Here is a 17915-nt window from a genome sequence, read left to right as displayed (position 1 = left end):
AATTAACCACCTGTCACTGGAGGAAAAAATGCCACTTCATCGCCGTCGCTGATCTCGTATTCCAACGGTACAATCGATTGATTTACTGCGGCTAACAGCTTGCCAGGCTCAAGGGCCAAATCCCATTTGCCTGGTTGCGCAGCCAAATGAGCGCGCAAGGCTTCAACTGTTTCGAACTGGGCATCTAGGGTTAATTCATCCGTACCCACGAGTTCACGAGTTTGTGCAAAAAAGAGAACTTTAATCATGCTTCTGCCTTAAAGTGACCTGACTTGCCACCTGTCTTTTCCAACAAACGAACCTGACCGATCACCATATCTTTCTGGACCGCTTTACACATATCATAGATAGTCAGTGCCGCAACAGAAGCCGCTGTTAACGCTTCCATTTCGACACCGGTTTTACCCGCTAATTTACAAACCGACTCGATACGAACCATATTTTCAGATTCAATCGCTTCAAGCTGAACTTCGACCTTAGAAAGCAACAATGGGTGACACAGCGGAATAAGATCCCACGTTTTTTTCGCCGCTTGGATGCCCGCAATACGCGCAGTAGCAAAAACATCACCTTTGTGGTGCTGGCCGGAAACAATCAGTTGAAGTGTTTCCGGTGCCATATGAACAAATGCTTCTGCACGTGCTTCACGTACTGTTTCTGCTTTTGCAGACACATCCACCATGTTCGCTTCGCCTGAAGCATTTATATGGGTAAGTTGGCTCATACAGTCCCCCGCTTAAACAGACAGGTGAGGCATGAAGTTACAAGGGCGATGACTCGCATCTAGCTGTTGCTTGATAATCTTAGTCCAGCCTGTACGACAAGCACCTGTCGAACCCGGCATAGCGAAGATAACTGTGTGGTTCGCAAAGCCCGCAATAGCACGTGATTGAATAGTTGAGGTACCAATCTCTTCGTAAGAAACCATACGGAATAGTTCACCAAAGCCTTCAACTTCTTTGTCAAACAGTGGTTTCAGCGCTTCAGGTGTGCTGTCACGAGAGGTAAAACCCGTACCGCCAGTGATCATCACAGCTTGCACATTATCATCTGCAATCCACTGAGAAACGATAGCTCGAATCTTGTACATATCATCAATAACAATTTGCTTATCAACCACGTTGTGTCCTGCATCTTGTGCGTTTTCAGCAAGAAAGCGACCCGAAGTGTCGTTTTCTTCTGTACGCGTGTCAGAAACGGTTAGTACTGCGATATTTGCTGGTTGAAATTTGCTTTCTGCGTGACCCATTGTTCACCTACCTACTTAAATAAGTTCTGATCCTGCCGAGCTTATACCCAGCAAAAATAAAAATTGGTTAAATTGTTGCTGGTTTTTAACCGCCGATAGACGCCAAATGCGGTGTCATACCAGAGTTACCATCATGAAGGAAGTGGCTGACAGACTTCGTTTGCAATTGCTCCTGAATTCTTTGAATCAGAGCTTCTTCTTGAGAGTCTTGCTGAAGTAAGTCACGTAGCTCAACACCATGCTCACCAAAAAGACATAAGTGCAATTTGCCCTTGGCAGATACGCGTAGGCGATTACAGCTTTCACAAAAGTCTTTTTCATACGGCATGATCAAGCCTATTTCACCTTTATAGTCAGGATGAATAAATACTTGAGCCGGACCGTCATTCTTAGCACGTGCTTTTAAGAGCCAGCCGTTAGCAATCAACTGGTTACGGATACCAACGCCAGAAACATGGTGTTTTTGGAACAAATCATCCATTTCACCTGTTTGCATCAGTTCGATAAAACGCAGTTGGATTGGTCTGTCTTTGATCCAATTTAAAAAAGCGGGAAGCTCTTGGGAGTTCACATCTTTCATCAGAACAACATTGACCTTGATTTGCTGGTACCCGACTTCAAACGCACGATCTATTCCCCCCATCACCTGAGAAAACTTATTCTCGCCAGTGATTTGGTAAAACATGCGTGGGTCTAAGCTGTCCACGCTAACATTGATGTCGGTTAGACCGGCCTCTCGCCACTCTGCCACCTGCTTTTCCATTCGGTAGCCATTGGTCGTCGTCGCGATTTTGTTAATACCATTCGTCTCAGCGACCGTTTGAATGATATCAGTAAAGTCCTTACGGAGACTGGGTTCGCCGCCAGTAATGCGCACTTTTGATGTGCCACAATCCGCAAACGCGCGCACAACGCGTTTGATCTCTGGAAGCGCTAAAAAGGATGAGTTTTTCTGCCCCGAAGGCTTATAGCCATCAGGTAAGCAGTAATTACATTTAAAGTTACAAACGTCAGTAACGGAAAGTCGCAAATAGTAAAACTTGCGATGGAATCTATCTTCGAATTGTTGCGCCACGGAACACCTTTCCAAACACGGGAGGCATAATCATTTCCAACTATGCCCTTGTGACGACCTGTCACTGGCTCACCACGCTTATTCGATTGAACTTAGCCTAACGAGCTCGGAGTTATGGCAATCGTCTTTGTGCTATTTGCTTCCAAAAACGACAGCTGTTACATAAAATACTTAATAATTGTGCGTGCTTCTACCCTCAACGTCAAAAAAAAACTAGGTTAAGCCCAAAATACCCTCAATTGGGTATCTCATATGAATGCAATACGATAAATTGTGGCTGATTTTAAAAAAATAAGAAGATATTCATGACTCTGTACTCATCCAAAAAAGTCGTCGCCATTGGTGGTGGTCACGGTCTGGGCCGAATGCTTGCGGCACTAAAAGACTTCGGTGAAAATGCAACGGGTATTGTTGCAACAACAGACAACGGCGGTTCGACCGGGCGTATTCGTGATTGCCAAGGCGGGATAGCCTGGGGGGATACACGTAACTGTATCAATCAGTTGATCACTGAGCCTTCCATTAGTTCAATGATGTTTGAGTACCGTTTTAAAGGTTCTGGCGAACTGGATGGCCATAACTTAGGCAATCTCATGCTCACCGCATTGGATAACCTTTCTGTTCGTCCTCTCGATGCTACAAATTTGATCCGAAATATGCTGAAAGTGGATGTCAATATCATCCCAATGACTGAACACCCTTCTGATCTAAAAGCATTGGCCCCAGATGGCAAATGGGTAACTGGTGAAACCAGCGTCGATGAGATGCCAGATAAACTGGTGCGGCTAGATTTAGAGCCTGAAGTACCTGCAACCCGGGAAGCCGTGATTGCGATCGAACAAGCCGATGGGATTATTTTGGGGCCTGGTAGTTTTTTAACCAGCATTATGCCTCCGCTGCTGCTTCCGGAAATAGGCCGAGCGATTGCCAATAATCAAACAGCGCAGCTTATCTTCGTGGAAAACTTATCACCTGAATTTGGACCTGCTGGCCAAATGTCTTTGGTAGAAAAGCTGGAGTGGTGTGAACGCGCGTGCCGAGGTCGAAGAATTGATGTAGTTCTGGGCGACGAACCTCATCCAGAACTGGATATGTGGAATTGTGTCACCACGCCTCTAGCTTCACCCAACCGAGACTGGCGACACGACAGAACCAAACTTCAACACGCTATTGAGTCGCTATTGCGCGATTAATTGCTGGTAGCGCTGCTGAGTTTCTGTCAGCAACGCTATCATTTTCAGTCGAGTTGACTCTAAATCCGTAATGTCACCCATTTTTGCGATTGCATCAATTTCGATAGCAAACGCACATAGGGCTTCCGCACCAAAGCTAGCCGCACTGCTTTTTAAAGCATGGCAAATCTCTGCCAAATATTGGCTGACGTCGAGGTGCTCTTCATCAGTCAATTTTTCAATATATTGAGTTAACTCTCCTAAAAAAATATCGAGCAAAAGCGGTACATTCTCTTCACCTATCTCGTTCGCGAGACGGTCAATCTTACTTTGGTTTAGAACATCCATTATTTACTGGGTTTCCTTAGTATTCCAAGCTTGTAATTTACGATAAATGGTAGATGGGCTCACATCCAGATAACCTGCTGCTTTAGGGATGTTGCCATCACAAGCTTTAATCGCCTGTTCTATCGCTTTCTTTTCGGTCAACCAAAGAGGGAATATGTCATGGACAGAAGGCTCTTGCTTGCCCACTAACTCCACCTTAATTTGGTTTTCCATCGGTCTATTCAGCGGTGGCGGTAGCATACTCATCGTGATTTCTTTGCCGTTGTTTAGCACCACGACATTTCTAAGCACGTTTTGTAATTGTCGCACGTTTCCCGGCCACTCATAGTGGGCAAATCGTTCTACCACTTCAGGCGACAAACGAACAAAGTCCTTGCCTTCTTCTTTTTCTTTCGACATAAAGCCTAAAAGTGAGTAAGCGATTTCGATAATATCATCACCACGGTCACGTAAAGGTGGTAAGTGTAAAGGGATCACATAGAGTCGATAATACAAATCTTCTCTGAAACGTCCTTCTTGCACTTCTTTCCACGGATCACGGTTGGTCGCACAAACAAATCTAACGTCTACACTTTTCATCTTAGACGACCCAACCTTCTGGAAGGTGCCTGTCTGGATAAAGCGCAGTAACTTTGTCTGCAAATCTAGATCCATCTCGCACAACTCATCAAGAAACAGGGTGCCTCCATCAGCCAATTCAGCCGCGCCCTGTCTGTCTGTCGCTGCGCCCGTAAACGCCCCTTTAACATGACCAAACAATTCACTTTCTATTAAGTCTTTCGGGATTGCAGCACAGTTAATGGCAATAAAAGGCTTGTCACCACGATTACTCGCAGCGTGGATAGCTTCGGCACACACCTCTTTACCAGTACCACTTTCACCGGTAATGAATATGCTAGCTTTACTCGAAGCGGCAGAATCGATCGTGCGATAAACCGCCTGCATCGTCTGGCTACTACCAATAAACCCTTGATATCCCTGATTTTCTTTAGCACCAGATTCGTTCTTAAGCTTGTTTGCTTTACGAAGTGCGTTATTGACTGTGACACGAAGACGATCAGCTTCACAGGGCTTAATAAGAAAGTCCTGAGCGCCAAGGCGCATCGCTTCAACCGCAGTTTCAATGGAACCGTGAGCGGTCATAAATACAACTGGGACATCAGGGTTTTTCTGTTTTACCGCAGACAGCACATCCATGCCCGTCATATCAGGCAGACGCAGATCAAGCAGTATGAGGTCAGGTGTACGGAAATTAAGGCTTTCGATCGCCTCTCGCCCGGTTCCGACAATGTTAATGTCTATATGTAATGGAGTGAGGTATGAGCGATACAGTGCTGCAACAGAGACCGTATCTTCAACCATAAGCAAATATTTTGCTTTGGTGTTATTTGTATTATTTTGCATATCCTAGCCATAGATTGCATTGCAATTTGTAGTAAATAATTGCATTAGGCTTTGCATTTTGCAAACAAAAAGGGCTATCGCAGGCACATTTGCTTTTATTTTAAACAAATACGGCTGATTATTTATTGGCACGATATCTGCTTTATATTAGGAGACCCTTATGGGTCACCTAGCCAACTGACGTTGTTAGTGAACTAAGTATTCACAAAATGAAGCCAATAGAATCTTTCTATTGGCTATTTTTTTGCGTAGTCGTCTGTCTAGCTGTTAGTGATAAACTGCTGACGCATCTTCTCTATTTGATCTCGCTTCTCTGCCGCCAACTCAAACTCAAGATCTTGTGCGTGCTGATACATTTGTGCTTCCAGTTTGCTGATCTCTTTATCCAGTTGCTGTGGCGTCATCACAGAGTAACTCTGTGAGCTTTCTGCGACTTTAGAAAGAGGTACCTGTTTATTAGCACGTTGCTTTTTGCTCTTGGTAATGTCGCCCAGTTCCATAATATCTTTGATATTTCGCTTCAGCGCCTGAGGCTCTATACCCAGCTTTTCATTGTAAGCTTGCTGTTTCTCACGACGGCGATTCGTTTCGTCCATCGCTTTCTTCATCGACTTAGTGATCGAGTCTCCATATAAAATGGCTTTACCGCTAACGTTCCGCGCTGCCCGACCAATGGTCTGAATCAATGAACGTTCAGAACGTAAAAAGCCCTCTTTATCGGCATCAAGAATAGCAACCAAAGATACCTCTGGCATATCCAAGCCTTCTCGCAGCAAGTTGATACCCACAAGCACATCAAACTCACCTAAGCGTAAATCACGTATAATTTCCACTCGTTCCACCGTATCAATGTCGGAGTGTAAGTAACGCACTTTGACATCATGTTCTGTCAGATACTCGGTCAGATCTTCCGCCATTCGTTTGGTTAACGTGGTCACCAAGACGCGTTCATCTTTTGCCGCTCGAATACGAATCTCAGACAACAGATCATCAACCTGCGTTGCGACTGGACGAACCTCTAATTCTGGATCCAATAACCCAGTCGGGCGTACGACTTGGTCTGCCACCTGCCCATCAGACTTTTCTAGTTCATAGTTGCCAGGCGTCGCCGATACAAAGATAGTCTGCGGCGCTAATGATTCAAATTCTTCAAATTTGAGTGGGCGGTTATCCAACGCAGAGGGTAAGCGGAAACCAAACTCCACCAGCGTTTCTTTACGAGAGCGGTCACCCTTATACATGGCGCCAATCTGCGGGACTGTCACGTGGGACTCGTCGATGATCAGAAGGCCATCGTGAGGCAAATAATCAAATAGCGTTGGCGGCGGCTCACCCTCTGTGCGACCACTTAAATACCTTGAATAATTTTCAATGCCTGAACAGAAGCCTAGCTCCGTCATCATCTCAATATCAAACTGCGTTCTTTGGCTAATCCTTTGCTCTTCCAGCAACTTGTTATTGTCTAGCAGGTGTTTTTTTCGGCTATCAAGCTCAAGCTTAATGTTCTCAATCGCTTCTAAAATACGATCCCTTGGAGTGACATAGTGGGTCTTAGGATAAATAGTATAACGAGGTAGATCCCTTTGTTTCACTACACCGGTGAGAGGGTCAAACACGCTCACACAATCAATTTCATCATCAAACATTTCGATACGGACAGCATCCTGATCTGACTCTGCCGGGAAGATATCGATCACCTCACCACGCACTCGAAACTGACCGCGTTCAAACGCAACATCATTACGACTGTATTGTAGCTCCGCCAGACGACGCAGGATATCGCGCTGATCCATCACATCTCCGCGACGAATATGCAGCATCATCTGCAAATAAGACTGAGGATCACCAAGACCGTAAATGGCCGATACGGACGCCACAATGATGGCATCTTTTCTCTCTAACAACGCCTTGGTTGCTGACAACCTCATCTGCTCTATATGCGCGTTGACCGACGCATCTTTCTCAATAAACGTATCTGTGGTCGGAACATAAGCTTCAGGTTGGTAATAATCATAGTAGGAAACGAAGTATTCAACCGCATTATTAGGGAAGAAGGATTTCATTTCCCCGTACAACTGCGCTGCTAGCGTTTTATTCGGCGCCAATAAAATGGTTGGGCGCTGAGCTTGTGAAATCACATTAGCCAGAGTGAATGTTTTACCCGACCCCGTCACACCCAACAACGTTTGATGAGCTAAGCCAGAATCCAGGCCATCTAACAGCTGATGGATCGCCGTTGGCTGATCGCCCGATGGTTGATATTCCGATACCAAGTCAAACTCTTTGCTCATGGAAACCTCTACATTAACTCGCACTCAACTCTGCGTATTGTGGCTGTATAGATATACATGCACAATAGCTAGCGATGAAATATAAGCCTGTTTTAAAAAAATAGTTATTCTGGTGCTAGATCATCAAATTCAATCCTGTTATTATCTTCCGCCCTGCTAGAGATCCCCCCTAAAAATCTCACATATTTAAGTCACAGCTTATACACATTTTCATAAAAATCGCCCAAACATCCCCAGCACACATTTTGCTCATCGAAATATCACACACCTCTGAATATTTTATTTATCCTTTTATTTTCATGTGGTTATAAAATTAAAACTGTAATTAGCTTTTTATTTTTAACGGTATCGAAAATTCGAAAATTGAGTTGCTAAGACTTAATTAACACAGTTATCCACAATTTTAGTGGATAAGTAAACAGAGCCCATAGCCTGTAAGGGGTTCAAGAAAGTAAAGCGCTTTTTGATACTATTTTTTAAAATTATTGCATTGTGAGTGTTGACACCCACATGCACCAAAGTTAAGATTCGCCCCGCTTAACGCAATTCCCCCTTAGTTCAGTTGGTAGAACGGCGGACTGTTAATCCGTATGTCGCAGGTTCGAGTCCCGCAGGGGGAGCCAAATTCAGAAAAAAGCCCAATCATCAGATTGGGCTTTTTTCGTTTTTAGCCTCTTACCAACAAAGCTGCACTTCTCAACGATTTCACTATAATTCTGTATAAAATTCACTCATCAATATAAAACCTTAGCTTTCCTTGGTTGTTATTGGCTAAGCAAAGCAGGATAATGTCGGGATCGGAATTTCTTAAATATATAACTATGACCGAATATCTTTTGTTGTTGGTTGGTACAGTCCTAGTCAATAACTTTGTACTAGTGAAGTTTTTGGGCCTATGTCCATTCATGGGGGTTTCCAAGAAATTGGAGACCGCGATAGGTATGGGGTTAGCAACCACATTTGTGCTAACTCTCGCCTCAGTGTGCTCGTATCTTGTCGAAAGCTATATCCTAGCGCCTTTAGGGTTAGAGTATTTGCGTACCATGAGCTTTATCCTTGTGATTGCTGTTGTCGTGCAATTCACAGAGATGGTCGTGCATAAAACAAGCCCAACGTTATACCGCTTGCTCGGGATCTTTCTACCGCTAATTACAACAAACTGCGCGGTACTCGGGGTAGCGCTGCTCAACATCAACGAAAACCATAACTTCATCGAATCCATTATTTACGGTTTTGGTGCGGCGGTCGGCTTTTCTCTAGTGCTGATTTTGTTCGCATCAATGCGTGAGCGAATTGCGGCGGCTGACGTCCCTGCGCCATTCAAAGGTGCATCCATTGCAATGATTACCGCAGGTCTTATGTCACTCGCGTTTATGGGCTTTACAGGTTTGGTGAAATTGTAATGAGCACGATCTTAATCGCCGTGATTGCTATCGCAACACTTGCTGCCATATTTGGTGCGATCTTAGGCTTCGCCTCGATTCGTTTCAAAGTAGAGGCTGATCCTATTGTTGATCAGATTGATCACATCCTCCCGCAAACACAATGTGGCCAATGTGGTTACCCAGGTTGCCGACCATATGCAGAGGCTATCGCAAATGGCGATGCCATCAATAAATGTCCTCCGGGCGGTCAAGCCACAATAGAAAAACTGGCCGACCTTATGGGCGTCGAAGCAACCGAATCTGCGCATGAACTAGATGATGTAAAGAAAGTCGCATTCATCCATGAAGATATGTGTATTGGCTGTACTAAATGTATTCAGGCTTGTCCTGTTGATGCGATTGTAGGTGGCACCAAAGCCTTACACACCGTGATCAAGGACGAGTGTACCGGGTGTGATTTATGCGTTGCACCGTGCCCAACCGATTGTATAGAAATGATTCCTGTGGAACCGACCACTGCGAACTGGAAGTGGCAATTGGACGCCATTCCTGTTGTTGATATTACCGATTCTGCAAACAAGCAGGATAGCGTGAGTTAAGGACTGGTATGTTGTCATTAATAGAACAAATTCAATCTGGCGCACTTTGGGATTTTCCCGGAGGCATTCACCCGCCAGAAAATAAACAACAATCCCTAAAAACTGAAATTGCTCAAGCTAGCATTCCTTCAGAAATCGTCTTACCAATCAAACAACATATTGGTAAACCGGGCGCAATCATCGTAAACGTGGGCGACAGCGTCCTAAAAGGGCAGCCGCTCAGTAAATACGACACGAGCTTTATGCTGCCTGTGCACGCGCCAACATCCGGCACTATTACGGCAATTGAACCTCGCACAACCGCTCACCCTTCTGGTTTACCTGAGATGTGCATCATCATACAGCCAGACGGTCAAGATACATGGATTGAACGTAAGCCTATTGACGATTTTACAACCCGCACACCTGATGAACTGATTGAAATCATTCGACAAGCGGGCGTATCGGGTATGGGTGGTGCTGGATTCCCTACTGCCAAAAAAATCCAGGCTGGGTTAGCTCGAACAGAAATTTTGATCATCAATGCTGCGGAATGTGAACCTTACATCACTGCGGATGACATGCTAATGCAAGCCTATGCCGATGAGGTAGTAAAGGGTATTGAGATTGTTGAACACATTCTTAAGCCTAAGCTGACCATCATTGGTATTGAGGACAACAAACCCAAAGCCGTTGACGCGCTAAAAAAAGCCGCCGAACACAAAGATATTATTATTCGTGTCATCCCGACCAAATATCCGTCTGGCGGCGAAAAACAGCTGATTAAGATCCTGACCAACAAAGAAGTACCAGCCAATAACATTCCTGCTGATATTGGGCTTCTTGTCCAAAACGTTGGTTCGCTGCAAGCGATTAAACGCGCTGTTTGTGATGGCGAGCCGTTGGTAAAACGTATTGTGACACTGACTGGCGATACGTTTAAGCAACCAAAAAACGTTTGGACTCTGATCGGTACGCCAGTGCAATCGCTGCTCGAAGAATTTGGCTACAAAGCAGACAAAAGGCTCCCTCGCCTCATTATGGGTGGGCCGATGATGGGGTTCACGTTGCCACACGCCAACGTCCCTATTACTAAAACCGCCAACTGTATCTTAGCGCCAACGCGTAAAGAGATTTCACCTGATCAATACGAAATGGCGTGTATTCGCTGTGGTCAGTGTGCAGAGGTTTGCCCTGCTTCACTCCTGCCTCAACAGTTGCAATGGCACGCAAAAGCTGCGGAATACGAAAAGTGTGAAGAGCTGAACCTTAAAGATTGCATCGAGTGTGGTGCATGCGCCTTTGTGTGCCCAAGTGAAATTCCTCTTGTACAATATTATCGTCAAGCGAAAGCTGAAATTCGCACACGCGAAGAAGAAGCAGAAGCCGCCGAACGTGCCAAACAGCGTTTTGAAGAGAAAAATGCTCGTATGGAGCGAGACAAAGCGGAACGTGAAAACCGCTTCAAGAAAGCCGCTGACAACCGCCGCAAGGAAATGAAAAAGTCCGGCGGTGATGATGCTATTGCTGCTGCGATTGCACGTGTGAAAGCTCAGAAGTCTGGTCAAGCAGAAGAGAAAGAACCAAGCGTGAAACCTGCCGTTGCAGCCGCTATTGCGAAAGCGAAGGCAAAACAAGCTGCGGCAATGCAATCAGGGCAGGAAGAGCCCGATAACTCGGAGATGGCTAAGTTGCGCGAAGAGCGCAAACGCCAAGCGAGAGAGCGTAAGGCTCAAAAAGATCAAGAGACTCAGCAAAGTTCTGAAAGCTCGGACAAAAAAGATGCTGTTGCTGCCGCCATTGCCAGAGCCAAAGCACGGAAAGCCGCGCAGCAAACAGAAAAAGCCCCAAGTGACGAGAATAACTCGGGCTCCGAAGGTAACGATTCGAAGAAGACCGCCGTTGCCGCAGCTATCGCTCGGGCCAAAGCACGTAAAGCGGAGCAAGAGGCCGGCAAGCAGCCTGCTGAGGAAACTCCAGAAGCGAAATCAGAAACGGACGATCCGAAAAAAGCCGCCGTCGCCGCTGCTATTGCCCGTGCCAAAGCGCGTAAAGCGGAGCAAGAGGCCGACAAGCAGCCTGCTGAGGAAACTCCAGAAGCGAAATCAGAAACAGACGATCCGAAAAAAGCCGCCGTCGCCGCTGCTATTGCCCGTGCCAAAGCGCGTAAAGCAGAGCAAGAAGCCGACAAGCAGCCTGCTGAGGAAACTCTAGAAGCGAAATCAGAAACAGACGATCCGAAAAAAGCCGCAGTTGCTGCTGCTATTGCCCGTGCTAAAGCGCGTAAAGCGGAGCAAGAGGCCGACAAGCAACCTGCTGAGGAAACTCCAGAAGCGAAATCAGAAACGGACGATCCGAAAAAAGCTGCCGTTGCCGCAGCTATCTCTCGGGCCAAAGCGCGTAAAGCGGAGCAAGAGGCCGCCAAGCAGCCTGCTGAGGAAACTCCCGAAGCACAAAACGAATCAGACGATCCGAAAAAAGCCGCGGTTGCCGCAGCTATCGCTCGTGCTAAAGCGCGTAAAGCACAGAAAGAACAACAAAAACAAACTGAGGAGAAAGAGTAGTGGCCTTTTTTATTGCCAGCTCACCCCATGCGCATAGTCGTAGAAGCACTCCTGATCTAATGAAGTGGGTAGCGTTGTGCGCGCTACCTGGACTCTTTGCTCAAACCTATTTCTTTGGGTGGGGCACGATCATTCAACTCGCTATGGCCATCGTCATTGCACTAGGACTTGAAGCCCTAGTGATGGTCGCTCGAAAACGTCCACCGATGTCTGCGCTACGCGATAATAGTGCACTGGTTACCGCATGGCTGCTTGCCGTCGCTATCCCTCCCCTATCACCTTGGTGGATTGTAGCCATTGGCCTGATATTTGCCATTTTAATCGCTAAGCACCTATACGGTGGTATCGGGCAAAACCTGTTTAACCCTGCGATGGTTGCATACGTTGTACTGCTGATTTCGTTCCCAGTACAAATGACAAGTTGGATATCACCAACCGAACTTCAAAGCGCACCTATCTCGATGGGTGATGCATTTGCTTTAATTTTCACTGGTTTTAATCTGGACGGTTTATCCCTTCAACAAGTCAGAGCAGGGATTGACGGCATCACGATGGCAACGCCACTTGATGCATTCAAAACAGCACTGCATACCGGCAACACAACGAGCGAAGCATTAAACCAGCCAATATTTGGTGCTCTTGCTGGTATCGGATGGGAATGGGTAAACCTTGCTTATCTTGTCGGTGGACTCGCGCTCATCAAACTGCGCGTCATCAACTGGTATATCCCCGTGAGCTTCTTACTAAGCCTAACCATCATCAGTGGTTTGTTTATGTTACTTACTCCTGGAGAAACCGCGTCACCAATCGTTCATTTGCTATCAGGCGCGACCATGCTTGGTGCATTTTTTATCGCCACAGATCCGGTTTCAGCCTCAACCACCGTAAAAGGCCGACTCATTTTTGGTGCCTTCATCGGTGCTTTGGTGTTCATCATTCGCAGTTGGGGTGGATTCCCTGATGGTGTCGCATTTGCCGTATTACTCGGAAACATGTGTGTACCACTGATCGATTACTACACTAAACCACGAACTTACGGCCACTAAGGAGCATCATGTTAAACGCAATTCGTAAAAATGGTGTGGTTTTAGCGGTTTTCGCTTGTGCATCAACGGGTGTGGTCGCACTGACGCACTACCTGACTAAAGATCAAATACACCAGCAAGAACAAGCGCAGCTTCTATCTGTTCTCAATCAGGTAATTCCTCATGAAATGCACGATAATGACCTTTATACGTCCTGTACTTTAGTGAGTGATCCAGTTTTAGGCACAGAAGAGAGTATGCCCGTATACATGGCGACACTTGGTGGAGAACCGAGTGCATTAGCGATTGAGACGATTGCACCAGATGGTTATAACGGCGCAATCAAACTTATTATTGGTATCGAACAAGACGGCACCATCTCTGGCACGCGCGTACTTAACCACCAAGAAACACCAGGGTTAGGCGATAAAATCGATCTCCGTATCACCGATTGGATTCTTGGCTTTAACGGCAAACAAGTGACACCGGAAAATGAATCAACGTGGAAAGTCAGCAAAGATGGTGGTGACTTTGACCAATTTACGGGCGCAACCATCACACCGCGTGCCGTGGTTAAGTCGGTCAAGAATACTGTTCAATTTGTTAATGCCAATCGAGATAAAATTTTAAGTCAACCACGCAACTGTGGAGGCAGCGATGAGTGATCATAAAACTCTGATAAAGAATGGTTTATGGGATAATAACCCAGCACTGGTTCAACTGTTAGGGCTGTGCCCGCTCTTGGCGGTATCGTCTACGGTCACCAATGCGTTAGGACTGGGTATCGCAACGCTACTCGTGCTAGTCGGTTCAAACGTCACGGTTTCACTGGTACGAGATTATGTACCAAAAGAAGTGCGTATTCCGGTTTTCGTCATGATCATTGCCGCTCTAGTAACTTGCGTTCAATTGCTGATGAATGCCTACGCTTATGCGCTTTATCTCTCGTTAGGGATTTTTATCCCATTGATCGTGACTAACTGCATCATCATTGGTCGAGCGGAAGCATTCGCATCCAAAAATGATCTGCTGCCTTCTGCTCAAGATGGCTTTTGGATGGGCCTAGGCATGACTAGCGCACTTGTGGTACTTGGTGCCATGCGCGAACTTATTGGCAATGGGACTCTATTTGATGGCGCGGACTTGTTACTTGGCGACTGGGCTAAATCTCTGCGCATTGAAGTTTTCCAATTCGACAGTAGTTTTTTACTTGCCCTACTCCCACCCGGAGCGTTTATTGGTGTCGGCCTGCTCATCGCCTTAAAAAATATCATTGATAAAAAAATGGAAGCACGTCAGCCAAAACAAGAAAAACCCGCTATCGAGCGTGCACGTGTAACGAATTAATCCCATTTAGTAAAAATAAAAATTACACTGGAAAGCAGCCTCAACATGAACAAAGAGAAACGCAGACAAATCCTAGAGCGACTGAGGGAAAATAACCCAAAACCGCAAACGGAACTCAACTGGAGCACGCCATTTGAATTGCTCATTGCTGTTTTGCTATCAGCTCAGGCAACCGATGTCAGCGTCAATAAAGCAACAGACAAACTTTACCCCGTAGCAAACACACCACAAGGCCTGTTTGACCTTGGTGTGGACGGCGTAAAGGAATACATTAAAACCATTGGTCTTTTTAACTCAAAAGCCGAAAACGTGATTAAAACGTGCAAGATCCTGCTAGAAAAGCATGGCGGAGAAGTCCCCGAAGATCGCGCGGCACTTGAAGCTTTACCCGGTGTGGGCAGAAAAACAGCAAATGTCGTGCTCAATACCGCATTTGGCTGGCCTACTATTGCGGTCGATACTCACATCTATCGTGTATCAAACCGCACTAAGTTTGCGATGGGTAAAAATGTTGATCAAGTCGAGGAAAAGTTACTCAAAGTAGTACCTAAAGAGTTCAAACTCGATGTGCACCACTGGCTAATTCTACACGGACGCTATACCTGTGTGGCTCGCAAGCCTCGCTGTGGTAGTTGTATCATTGAAGACCTGTGTGAATATAAAGATAAAGTATATCCAGAAGATTAGGAGAGCCTGACAATGTCAAACGGAAGAATTCTACACACAATGTTACGTGTGGGTGATTTAGATAAATCCATTAATTTCTATACCGAAGTCATGGGCATGTCCCTACTTCGTAAGAATGAAAACGAAGAATACAAATACACGCTTGCTTTCCTTGGTTACGGAGACGAATCTCAAGGGGCTGTCATTGAACTCACCTACAACTGGGGCACCACTGAATACGATCTTGGCAATGCCTTTGGTCATATCGCTATTGGCGTTGAAGATATTTACTCAACCTGCGATGCAATCAAAGCGGCAGGTGGCAACGTGACACGTGAACCAGGCCCAGTGAAAGGTGGAAGCACACACATTGCCTTTGTTAAAGACCCAGATGGTTACATGATTGAGTTAATTCAACTATCGCAAGCATCAGCTGGCTTAGAAGGTTAATTGCCTCACAAGATTAGGGCAGCCACTCGCTGCCCTTTTTATTTACCTTTACATGATAATAATTATCATTTAATCTCTTGTAAATTCTTATAAGGGAGAGTAAATTCATGGGCATATCAGAATGGGAAAAACATACACTTCTAGCTGATACAGCACTTAAAGACCATGATCACCTGCGCAGCATCCTGCACTATCAACAAGCGTTAACCTTAAGCGAACGCCTGGGTGACGAAGATGAGGTCAATGTCGAAGATAGGCTGATGATCTCTGTTATCTCGTGCCACAATATGGCAACTTTCTGGCGAAATGTCGGCGAAACTAAATATGAGCTGAAATACCTCCAGCTCGCGTCAGAAAAAGTACTCACTCTTGTTCCTCAATGCCCTAAAACAGATTGCAGTGCCTTTGTCGACTCGATGGGTTGCTGTAGAAAAGCACTGATTGAGTTTATGAAGAGACACCCTAACCCAACCATCGCCAAGCTTGTTCAAGACATTGATACAGCGACCAACTGTAATTTGATTGCTAAGTTTAGGCTAAACTAACCCCGTTGCTCTCAAAGTGAGATGACGGGGCTACAGGCTAAATTTGAGTTCGGCCGAGAGAAATCACTACCCTGCGGTTTTTGTCTTTACCAATGGGTGAGGCATTGTCAGCGATTGGACGGCGTTTACCATACCCCTGAACCTGGATACGATCTTCGGGCAGCCCTAATGACTTGAAGTAATCTTGCAATACGACTGCTCGTTGTTCTGACAAGCTTTGGCTTTCACTTTTAGAATCTTCCGAAGCGGTATAGGTTGACACCAACACTAAATCAATGTCTTGGTTGTACTTAATATATTCAGCAATTTGCGCAAGGCGCTTTTGCGAACGCTTATTCAGCTCAACACTGGAACGGTCATAGTGAAGGATAGTAAATGCAATGTCCTCAAAGCTATAAGGTAAAAGGTTAGCGATACAATCGCTAAATACATTATAAGATGGCTGGAATAACACCGACGATAGTGCCACTTCTACCCTTTGATCACGCCTTTGCCACTCTTGATAACTGAATGTCGGGTAACGCCCTTGTTCCAGTTCGCTAAGAATGCTCCACGCGGTTTGCCCCCCCACATAGCCATCAAATTGCTGAAAGAATCGAATGGTTGTAATGCGATCGGCTCCCTCTCCAGGTCTCCACGCGGGTGGCATTGAAATCAACGAAACATCGCGAGTTTCGCCCATCGGACGTTTCATCTTCAACTCAAAATCCAGGTTCATCTTTTTACTCGCACGAGATGAAAAGACAGCATCACCATAATTTGGGATTGGGTGTACCAATCGGCACTCCAATGGTGTATTTGTCACCATCTGCCACTGAGACTGCTGCGGTACTGCGGCATAGCGGACATCCATAGCCAACGCAGGTTGCGTGACTGAGGCTAGAGTTAATGTAAGTCCGGTCGCGAACAGTTTTTTCATCGTAGGCATTTCTCTTTTACTCGGCGAGGCGTTAGCTTGCCGCTAATCGTTAGAACACTACATATCAATGCAAAAATTCGGCCAACCCCTGTAATGAGTTGACCAAGGAATACTCGAACAAGCCGCTCTAAATCGACCACTATTAATTCAACAATCCGGTTTTGCTTAGTGTAAGAATCTGCAATAATGCTGTCCTTGTCACACAATTTTAGGCCAACATGACTGTAGAAAACGAAGCATTGACGCTGAAAAAACGATTTCGCGGCTATTTTCCTGTTGTTATCGATGTAGAAACCGCAGGATTCAACTCTCAAACTGATGCACTTTTAGAAATCTGTGCCGTTACCTTAAAGATGGACGAAAACGGTGATCTTCATCCAGCGTCAACCATTCATTTCCATGTTGAGCCATTTGAAGGCGCAAACCTTGAGCAAGAAGCGCTTGAATTTAATGGTATTCGTGACCCATTTAGCCCACTTCGAGGTGCAATACCAGAGTCAGAAGCGTTAAAAGAAATCTATAAACTTGTTCGTAAAGAACAAAAAGCAGCAGATTGTAGCCGCGCAATTATTGTCGCGCACAATGCCACCTTTGATCACAACTTTGTGATGGCCGCCAGCGAGCGCAGTCAGCTAAAACGAGTCCCTTTTCATCCTTTTGCTACTTTTGATACGGCGACACTCAGTGGCCTAGCTTACGGCCAAACTGTTCTGGCCAAAGCATGCAAAACAGCAGGGATGGAATTTGACAACAAAGAAGCCCACTCAGCCTTATACGACACACAAAAAACGGCCGAGCTTTTTTGCGGTATCGTTAACAAATGGAAACACCTTGGCGGGTGGCCACTGGTTGACGCTGATACCGACAATAATAAATAACATGTAAACACAACAAACG

The 17915-nt window shown here is 45.8% G+C and carries 19 protein-coding genes, 1 tRNA gene and 1 riboswitch; of the genes, 12 read left to right on the top strand and 8 right to left on the bottom strand.

Features of this window, described 5'->3' with window-relative positions; genetic code table 11:
• Positions 1-2 precede the first annotated feature (2 nt).
• The 4 genes from moaD to moaA all read right to left on the bottom strand — a co-directional run bounded on the left by moaD (position 3) and on the right by moaA (position 2324).
• A complete protein-coding gene (gene moaD, locus VNE01S_RS00235; RefSeq protein ID WP_053396489.1) occupies positions 3-248 on the bottom strand; it encodes a molybdopterin synthase sulfur carrier subunit in 246 nt (81 codons plus the stop codon).
• Positions 245-724: a cyclic pyranopterin monophosphate synthase MoaC gene (gene moaC / locus VNE01S_RS00230; RefSeq protein ID WP_053396490.1), complete on the bottom strand. Its 480-nt coding sequence runs from the start codon at positions 722-724 to the stop codon at positions 245-247. The genes moaD and moaC overlap by 4 nt, the downstream gene beginning before the upstream one ends.
• A 12-nt stretch (positions 725-736) precedes the next feature.
• Complete coding sequence (gene moaB, locus VNE01S_RS00225; protein ID WP_053396491.1) at positions 737-1249, bottom strand: molybdenum cofactor biosynthesis protein B; 513 nt, start codon at positions 1247-1249, stop codon at positions 737-739.
• Between the two features lie 85 nt (positions 1250-1334).
• A complete protein-coding gene (gene moaA, locus VNE01S_RS00220) occupies positions 1335-2324 on the bottom strand; it encodes a GTP 3',8-cyclase MoaA (RefSeq protein WP_053396492.1) in 990 nt (329 codons plus the stop codon).
• Positions 2313-2446: riboswitch (molybdenum cofactor riboswitch) on the bottom strand. (Overlaps the previous gene by 12 nt.)
• A 183-nt stretch (positions 2447-2629) precedes the next feature.
• On the opposite strand from moaA, the gene VNE01S_RS00215 reads away from it, so the two are divergent.
• Complete coding sequence (locus tag VNE01S_RS00215) at positions 2630-3517, top strand: YvcK family protein (RefSeq protein WP_053396493.1); 888 nt, start codon at positions 2630-2632, stop codon at positions 3515-3517.
• Here the strand turns inward: VNE01S_RS00215 and luxU are convergent.
• The 3 genes from luxU to uvrB form a co-directional block, all read right to left on the bottom strand.
• Positions 3503-3844, bottom strand: a complete 342-nt coding sequence (gene luxU / locus VNE01S_RS00210) for a quorum-sensing phosphorelay protein LuxU (RefSeq protein ID WP_053396494.1) — start codon at positions 3842-3844, stop codon at positions 3503-3505. The two genes, VNE01S_RS00215 and luxU, sit on opposite strands and share 15 nt — an antisense overlap.
• Before the next feature lie 3 nt (positions 3845-3847).
• A complete protein-coding gene (gene luxO / locus VNE01S_RS00205; protein ID WP_061781622.1) occupies positions 3848-5248 on the bottom strand; it encodes a quorum-sensing sigma-54 dependent transcriptional regulator LuxO in 1401 nt (466 codons plus the stop codon).
• Between the two features lie 260 nt (positions 5249-5508).
• Positions 5509-7539, bottom strand: coding sequence for an excinuclease ABC subunit UvrB (gene uvrB, locus VNE01S_RS00200; RefSeq protein WP_053396496.1), 2031 nt, complete (start codon positions 7537-7539; stop codon positions 5509-5511).
• Between the two features lie 547 nt (positions 7540-8086).
• On the opposite strand from uvrB, the gene VNE01S_RS00195 reads away from it, so the two are divergent.
• The 10 genes from VNE01S_RS00195 to VNE01S_RS00150 all read left to right on the top strand — a co-directional run bounded on the left by VNE01S_RS00195 (position 8087) and on the right by VNE01S_RS00150 (position 16099).
• Positions 8087-8162 (top strand) — tRNA-Asn (locus VNE01S_RS00195).
• A 198-nt stretch (positions 8163-8360) separates the two neighbouring features.
• Positions 8361-8942, top strand: coding sequence for an electron transport complex subunit RsxA (gene rsxA, locus VNE01S_RS00190; RefSeq protein WP_053396497.1), 582 nt, complete (start codon positions 8361-8363; stop codon positions 8940-8942).
• Positions 8942-9523 carry an electron transport complex subunit RsxB gene (rsxB, locus tag VNE01S_RS00185; protein ID WP_053396498.1) on the top strand — a complete coding sequence of 194 codons (582 nt, stop codon included), beginning with the start codon at positions 8942-8944 and terminating at the stop codon, positions 9521-9523. The genes rsxA and rsxB overlap by 1 nt, the downstream gene beginning before the upstream one ends.
• Before the next feature lie 8 nt (positions 9524-9531).
• Entirely contained in the window at positions 9532-12066 is a 2535-nt protein-coding gene (gene rsxC, locus VNE01S_RS00180) for an electron transport complex subunit RsxC (RefSeq protein WP_061781621.1), read from the top strand.
• The gene (gene rsxD, locus VNE01S_RS00175; RefSeq protein ID WP_053396992.1) at positions 12066-13112 is read left to right on the top strand and encodes an electron transport complex subunit RsxD; all 1047 of its coding nucleotides are present in this window, start codon (positions 12066-12068) and stop codon (positions 13110-13112) included. Before rsxC ends, rsxD begins: the two co-directional genes overlap by 1 nt.
• Before the next feature lie 8 nt (positions 13113-13120).
• Positions 13121-13756: an electron transport complex subunit RsxG gene (gene rsxG / locus VNE01S_RS00170; RefSeq protein ID WP_053396993.1), complete on the top strand. Its 636-nt coding sequence runs from the start codon at positions 13121-13123 to the stop codon at positions 13754-13756.
• Complete coding sequence (locus tag VNE01S_RS00165; protein ID WP_053396994.1) at positions 13749-14438, top strand: electron transport complex subunit E; 690 nt, start codon at positions 13749-13751, stop codon at positions 14436-14438. The genes rsxG and VNE01S_RS00165 overlap by 8 nt, the downstream gene beginning before the upstream one ends.
• Before the next feature lie 45 nt (positions 14439-14483).
• Positions 14484-15125, top strand: a complete 642-nt coding sequence (gene nth, locus VNE01S_RS19520; RefSeq protein ID WP_053396995.1) for an endonuclease III — start codon at positions 14484-14486, stop codon at positions 15123-15125.
• A gap of 12 nt (positions 15126-15137) precedes the next feature.
• Positions 15138-15554, top strand: coding sequence for a lactoylglutathione lyase (gloA, locus tag VNE01S_RS19515; RefSeq protein WP_053396996.1), 417 nt, complete (start codon positions 15138-15140; stop codon positions 15552-15554).
• Between the two features lie 107 nt (positions 15555-15661).
• The gene (locus VNE01S_RS00150; RefSeq protein WP_053396997.1) at positions 15662-16099 is read left to right on the top strand and encodes a DUF2753 domain-containing protein; all 438 of its coding nucleotides are present in this window, start codon (positions 15662-15664) and stop codon (positions 16097-16099) included.
• Positions 16100-16136: 37 nt separating this feature from the next.
• Here VNE01S_RS00150 and motY read toward each other — a convergent pair whose 3' ends face one another.
• Entirely contained in the window at positions 16137-17018 is an 882-nt protein-coding gene (gene motY / locus VNE01S_RS00145; protein WP_053396998.1) for a flagellar protein MotY, read from the bottom strand.
• 218 nt (positions 17019-17236) lie between these two features.
• Here motY and rnt point away from each other — a divergent pair, with 218 nt between their 5' ends.
• Complete coding sequence (rnt, locus tag VNE01S_RS00140; RefSeq protein WP_053396999.1) at positions 17237-17896, top strand: ribonuclease T; 660 nt, start codon at positions 17237-17239, stop codon at positions 17894-17896.
• The last annotated feature ends 19 nt before the right edge of the window (positions 17897-17915 follow it).

Source organism: Vibrio nereis NBRC 15637, from assembly GCF_001591105.1.
Taxonomy (GTDB): domain Bacteria; phylum Pseudomonadota; class Gammaproteobacteria; order Enterobacterales; family Vibrionaceae; genus Vibrio; species Vibrio nereis.
The sequence above is the reverse complement of the archived record's forward strand: the minus strand, read 5'-3'. Positions and strand labels throughout refer to the sequence as shown.

Bases quoted from the DNA above. Each gene is read 5' to 3' on its own strand.
- rsxC (WP_061781621.1), top strand. From the start codon at position 9,532: ATGTTGTCATTAATAGAACAAATTCAATCTGGCGCACTTTGGGATTTT.
- rsxB (WP_053396498.1), top strand. From the start codon at position 8,942: ATGAGCACGATCTTAATCGCCGTGATTGCTATCGCAACACTTGCTGCC.
- luxU (WP_053396494.1), bottom strand. From the start codon at position 3,844: ATGGATGTTCTAAACCAAAGTAAGATTGACCGTCTCGCGAACGAGATA.
- nth (WP_053396995.1), top strand. From the start codon at position 14,484: ATGAACAAAGAGAAACGCAGACAAATCCTAGAGCGACTGAGGGAAAAT.
- luxO (WP_061781622.1), bottom strand. From the start codon at position 5,248: ATGCAAAATAATACAAATAACACCAAAGCAAAATATTTGCTTATGGTT.
- rnt (WP_053396999.1), top strand. From the start codon at position 17,237: ATGACTGTAGAAAACGAAGCATTGACGCTGAAAAAACGATTTCGCGGC.
- uvrB (WP_053396496.1), bottom strand. From the start codon at position 7,539: ATGAGCAAAGAGTTTGACTTGGTATCGGAATATCAACCATCGGGCGAT.
- rsxA (WP_053396497.1), top strand. From the start codon at position 8,361: ATGACCGAATATCTTTTGTTGTTGGTTGGTACAGTCCTAGTCAATAAC.
- gloA (WP_053396996.1), top strand. From the start codon at position 15,138: ATGTCAAACGGAAGAATTCTACACACAATGTTACGTGTGGGTGATTTA.
- VNE01S_RS00165 (WP_053396994.1), top strand. From the start codon at position 13,749: ATGAGTGATCATAAAACTCTGATAAAGAATGGTTTATGGGATAATAAC.
- VNE01S_RS00215 (WP_053396493.1), top strand. From the start codon at position 2,630: ATGACTCTGTACTCATCCAAAAAAGTCGTCGCCATTGGTGGTGGTCAC.
- moaB (WP_053396491.1), bottom strand. From the start codon at position 1,249: ATGGGTCACGCAGAAAGCAAATTTCAACCAGCAAATATCGCAGTACTA.
- VNE01S_RS00150 (WP_053396997.1), top strand. From the start codon at position 15,662: ATGGGCATATCAGAATGGGAAAAACATACACTTCTAGCTGATACAGCA.
- motY (WP_053396998.1), bottom strand. From the start codon at position 17,018: ATGAAAAAACTGTTCGCGACCGGACTTACATTAACTCTAGCCTCAGTC.
- moaC (WP_053396490.1), bottom strand. From the start codon at position 724: ATGAGCCAACTTACCCATATAAATGCTTCAGGCGAAGCGAACATGGTG.
- rsxG (WP_053396993.1), top strand. From the start codon at position 13,121: ATGTTAAACGCAATTCGTAAAAATGGTGTGGTTTTAGCGGTTTTCGCT.
- moaD (WP_053396489.1), bottom strand. From the start codon at position 248: ATGATTAAAGTTCTCTTTTTTGCACAAACTCGTGAACTCGTGGGTACG.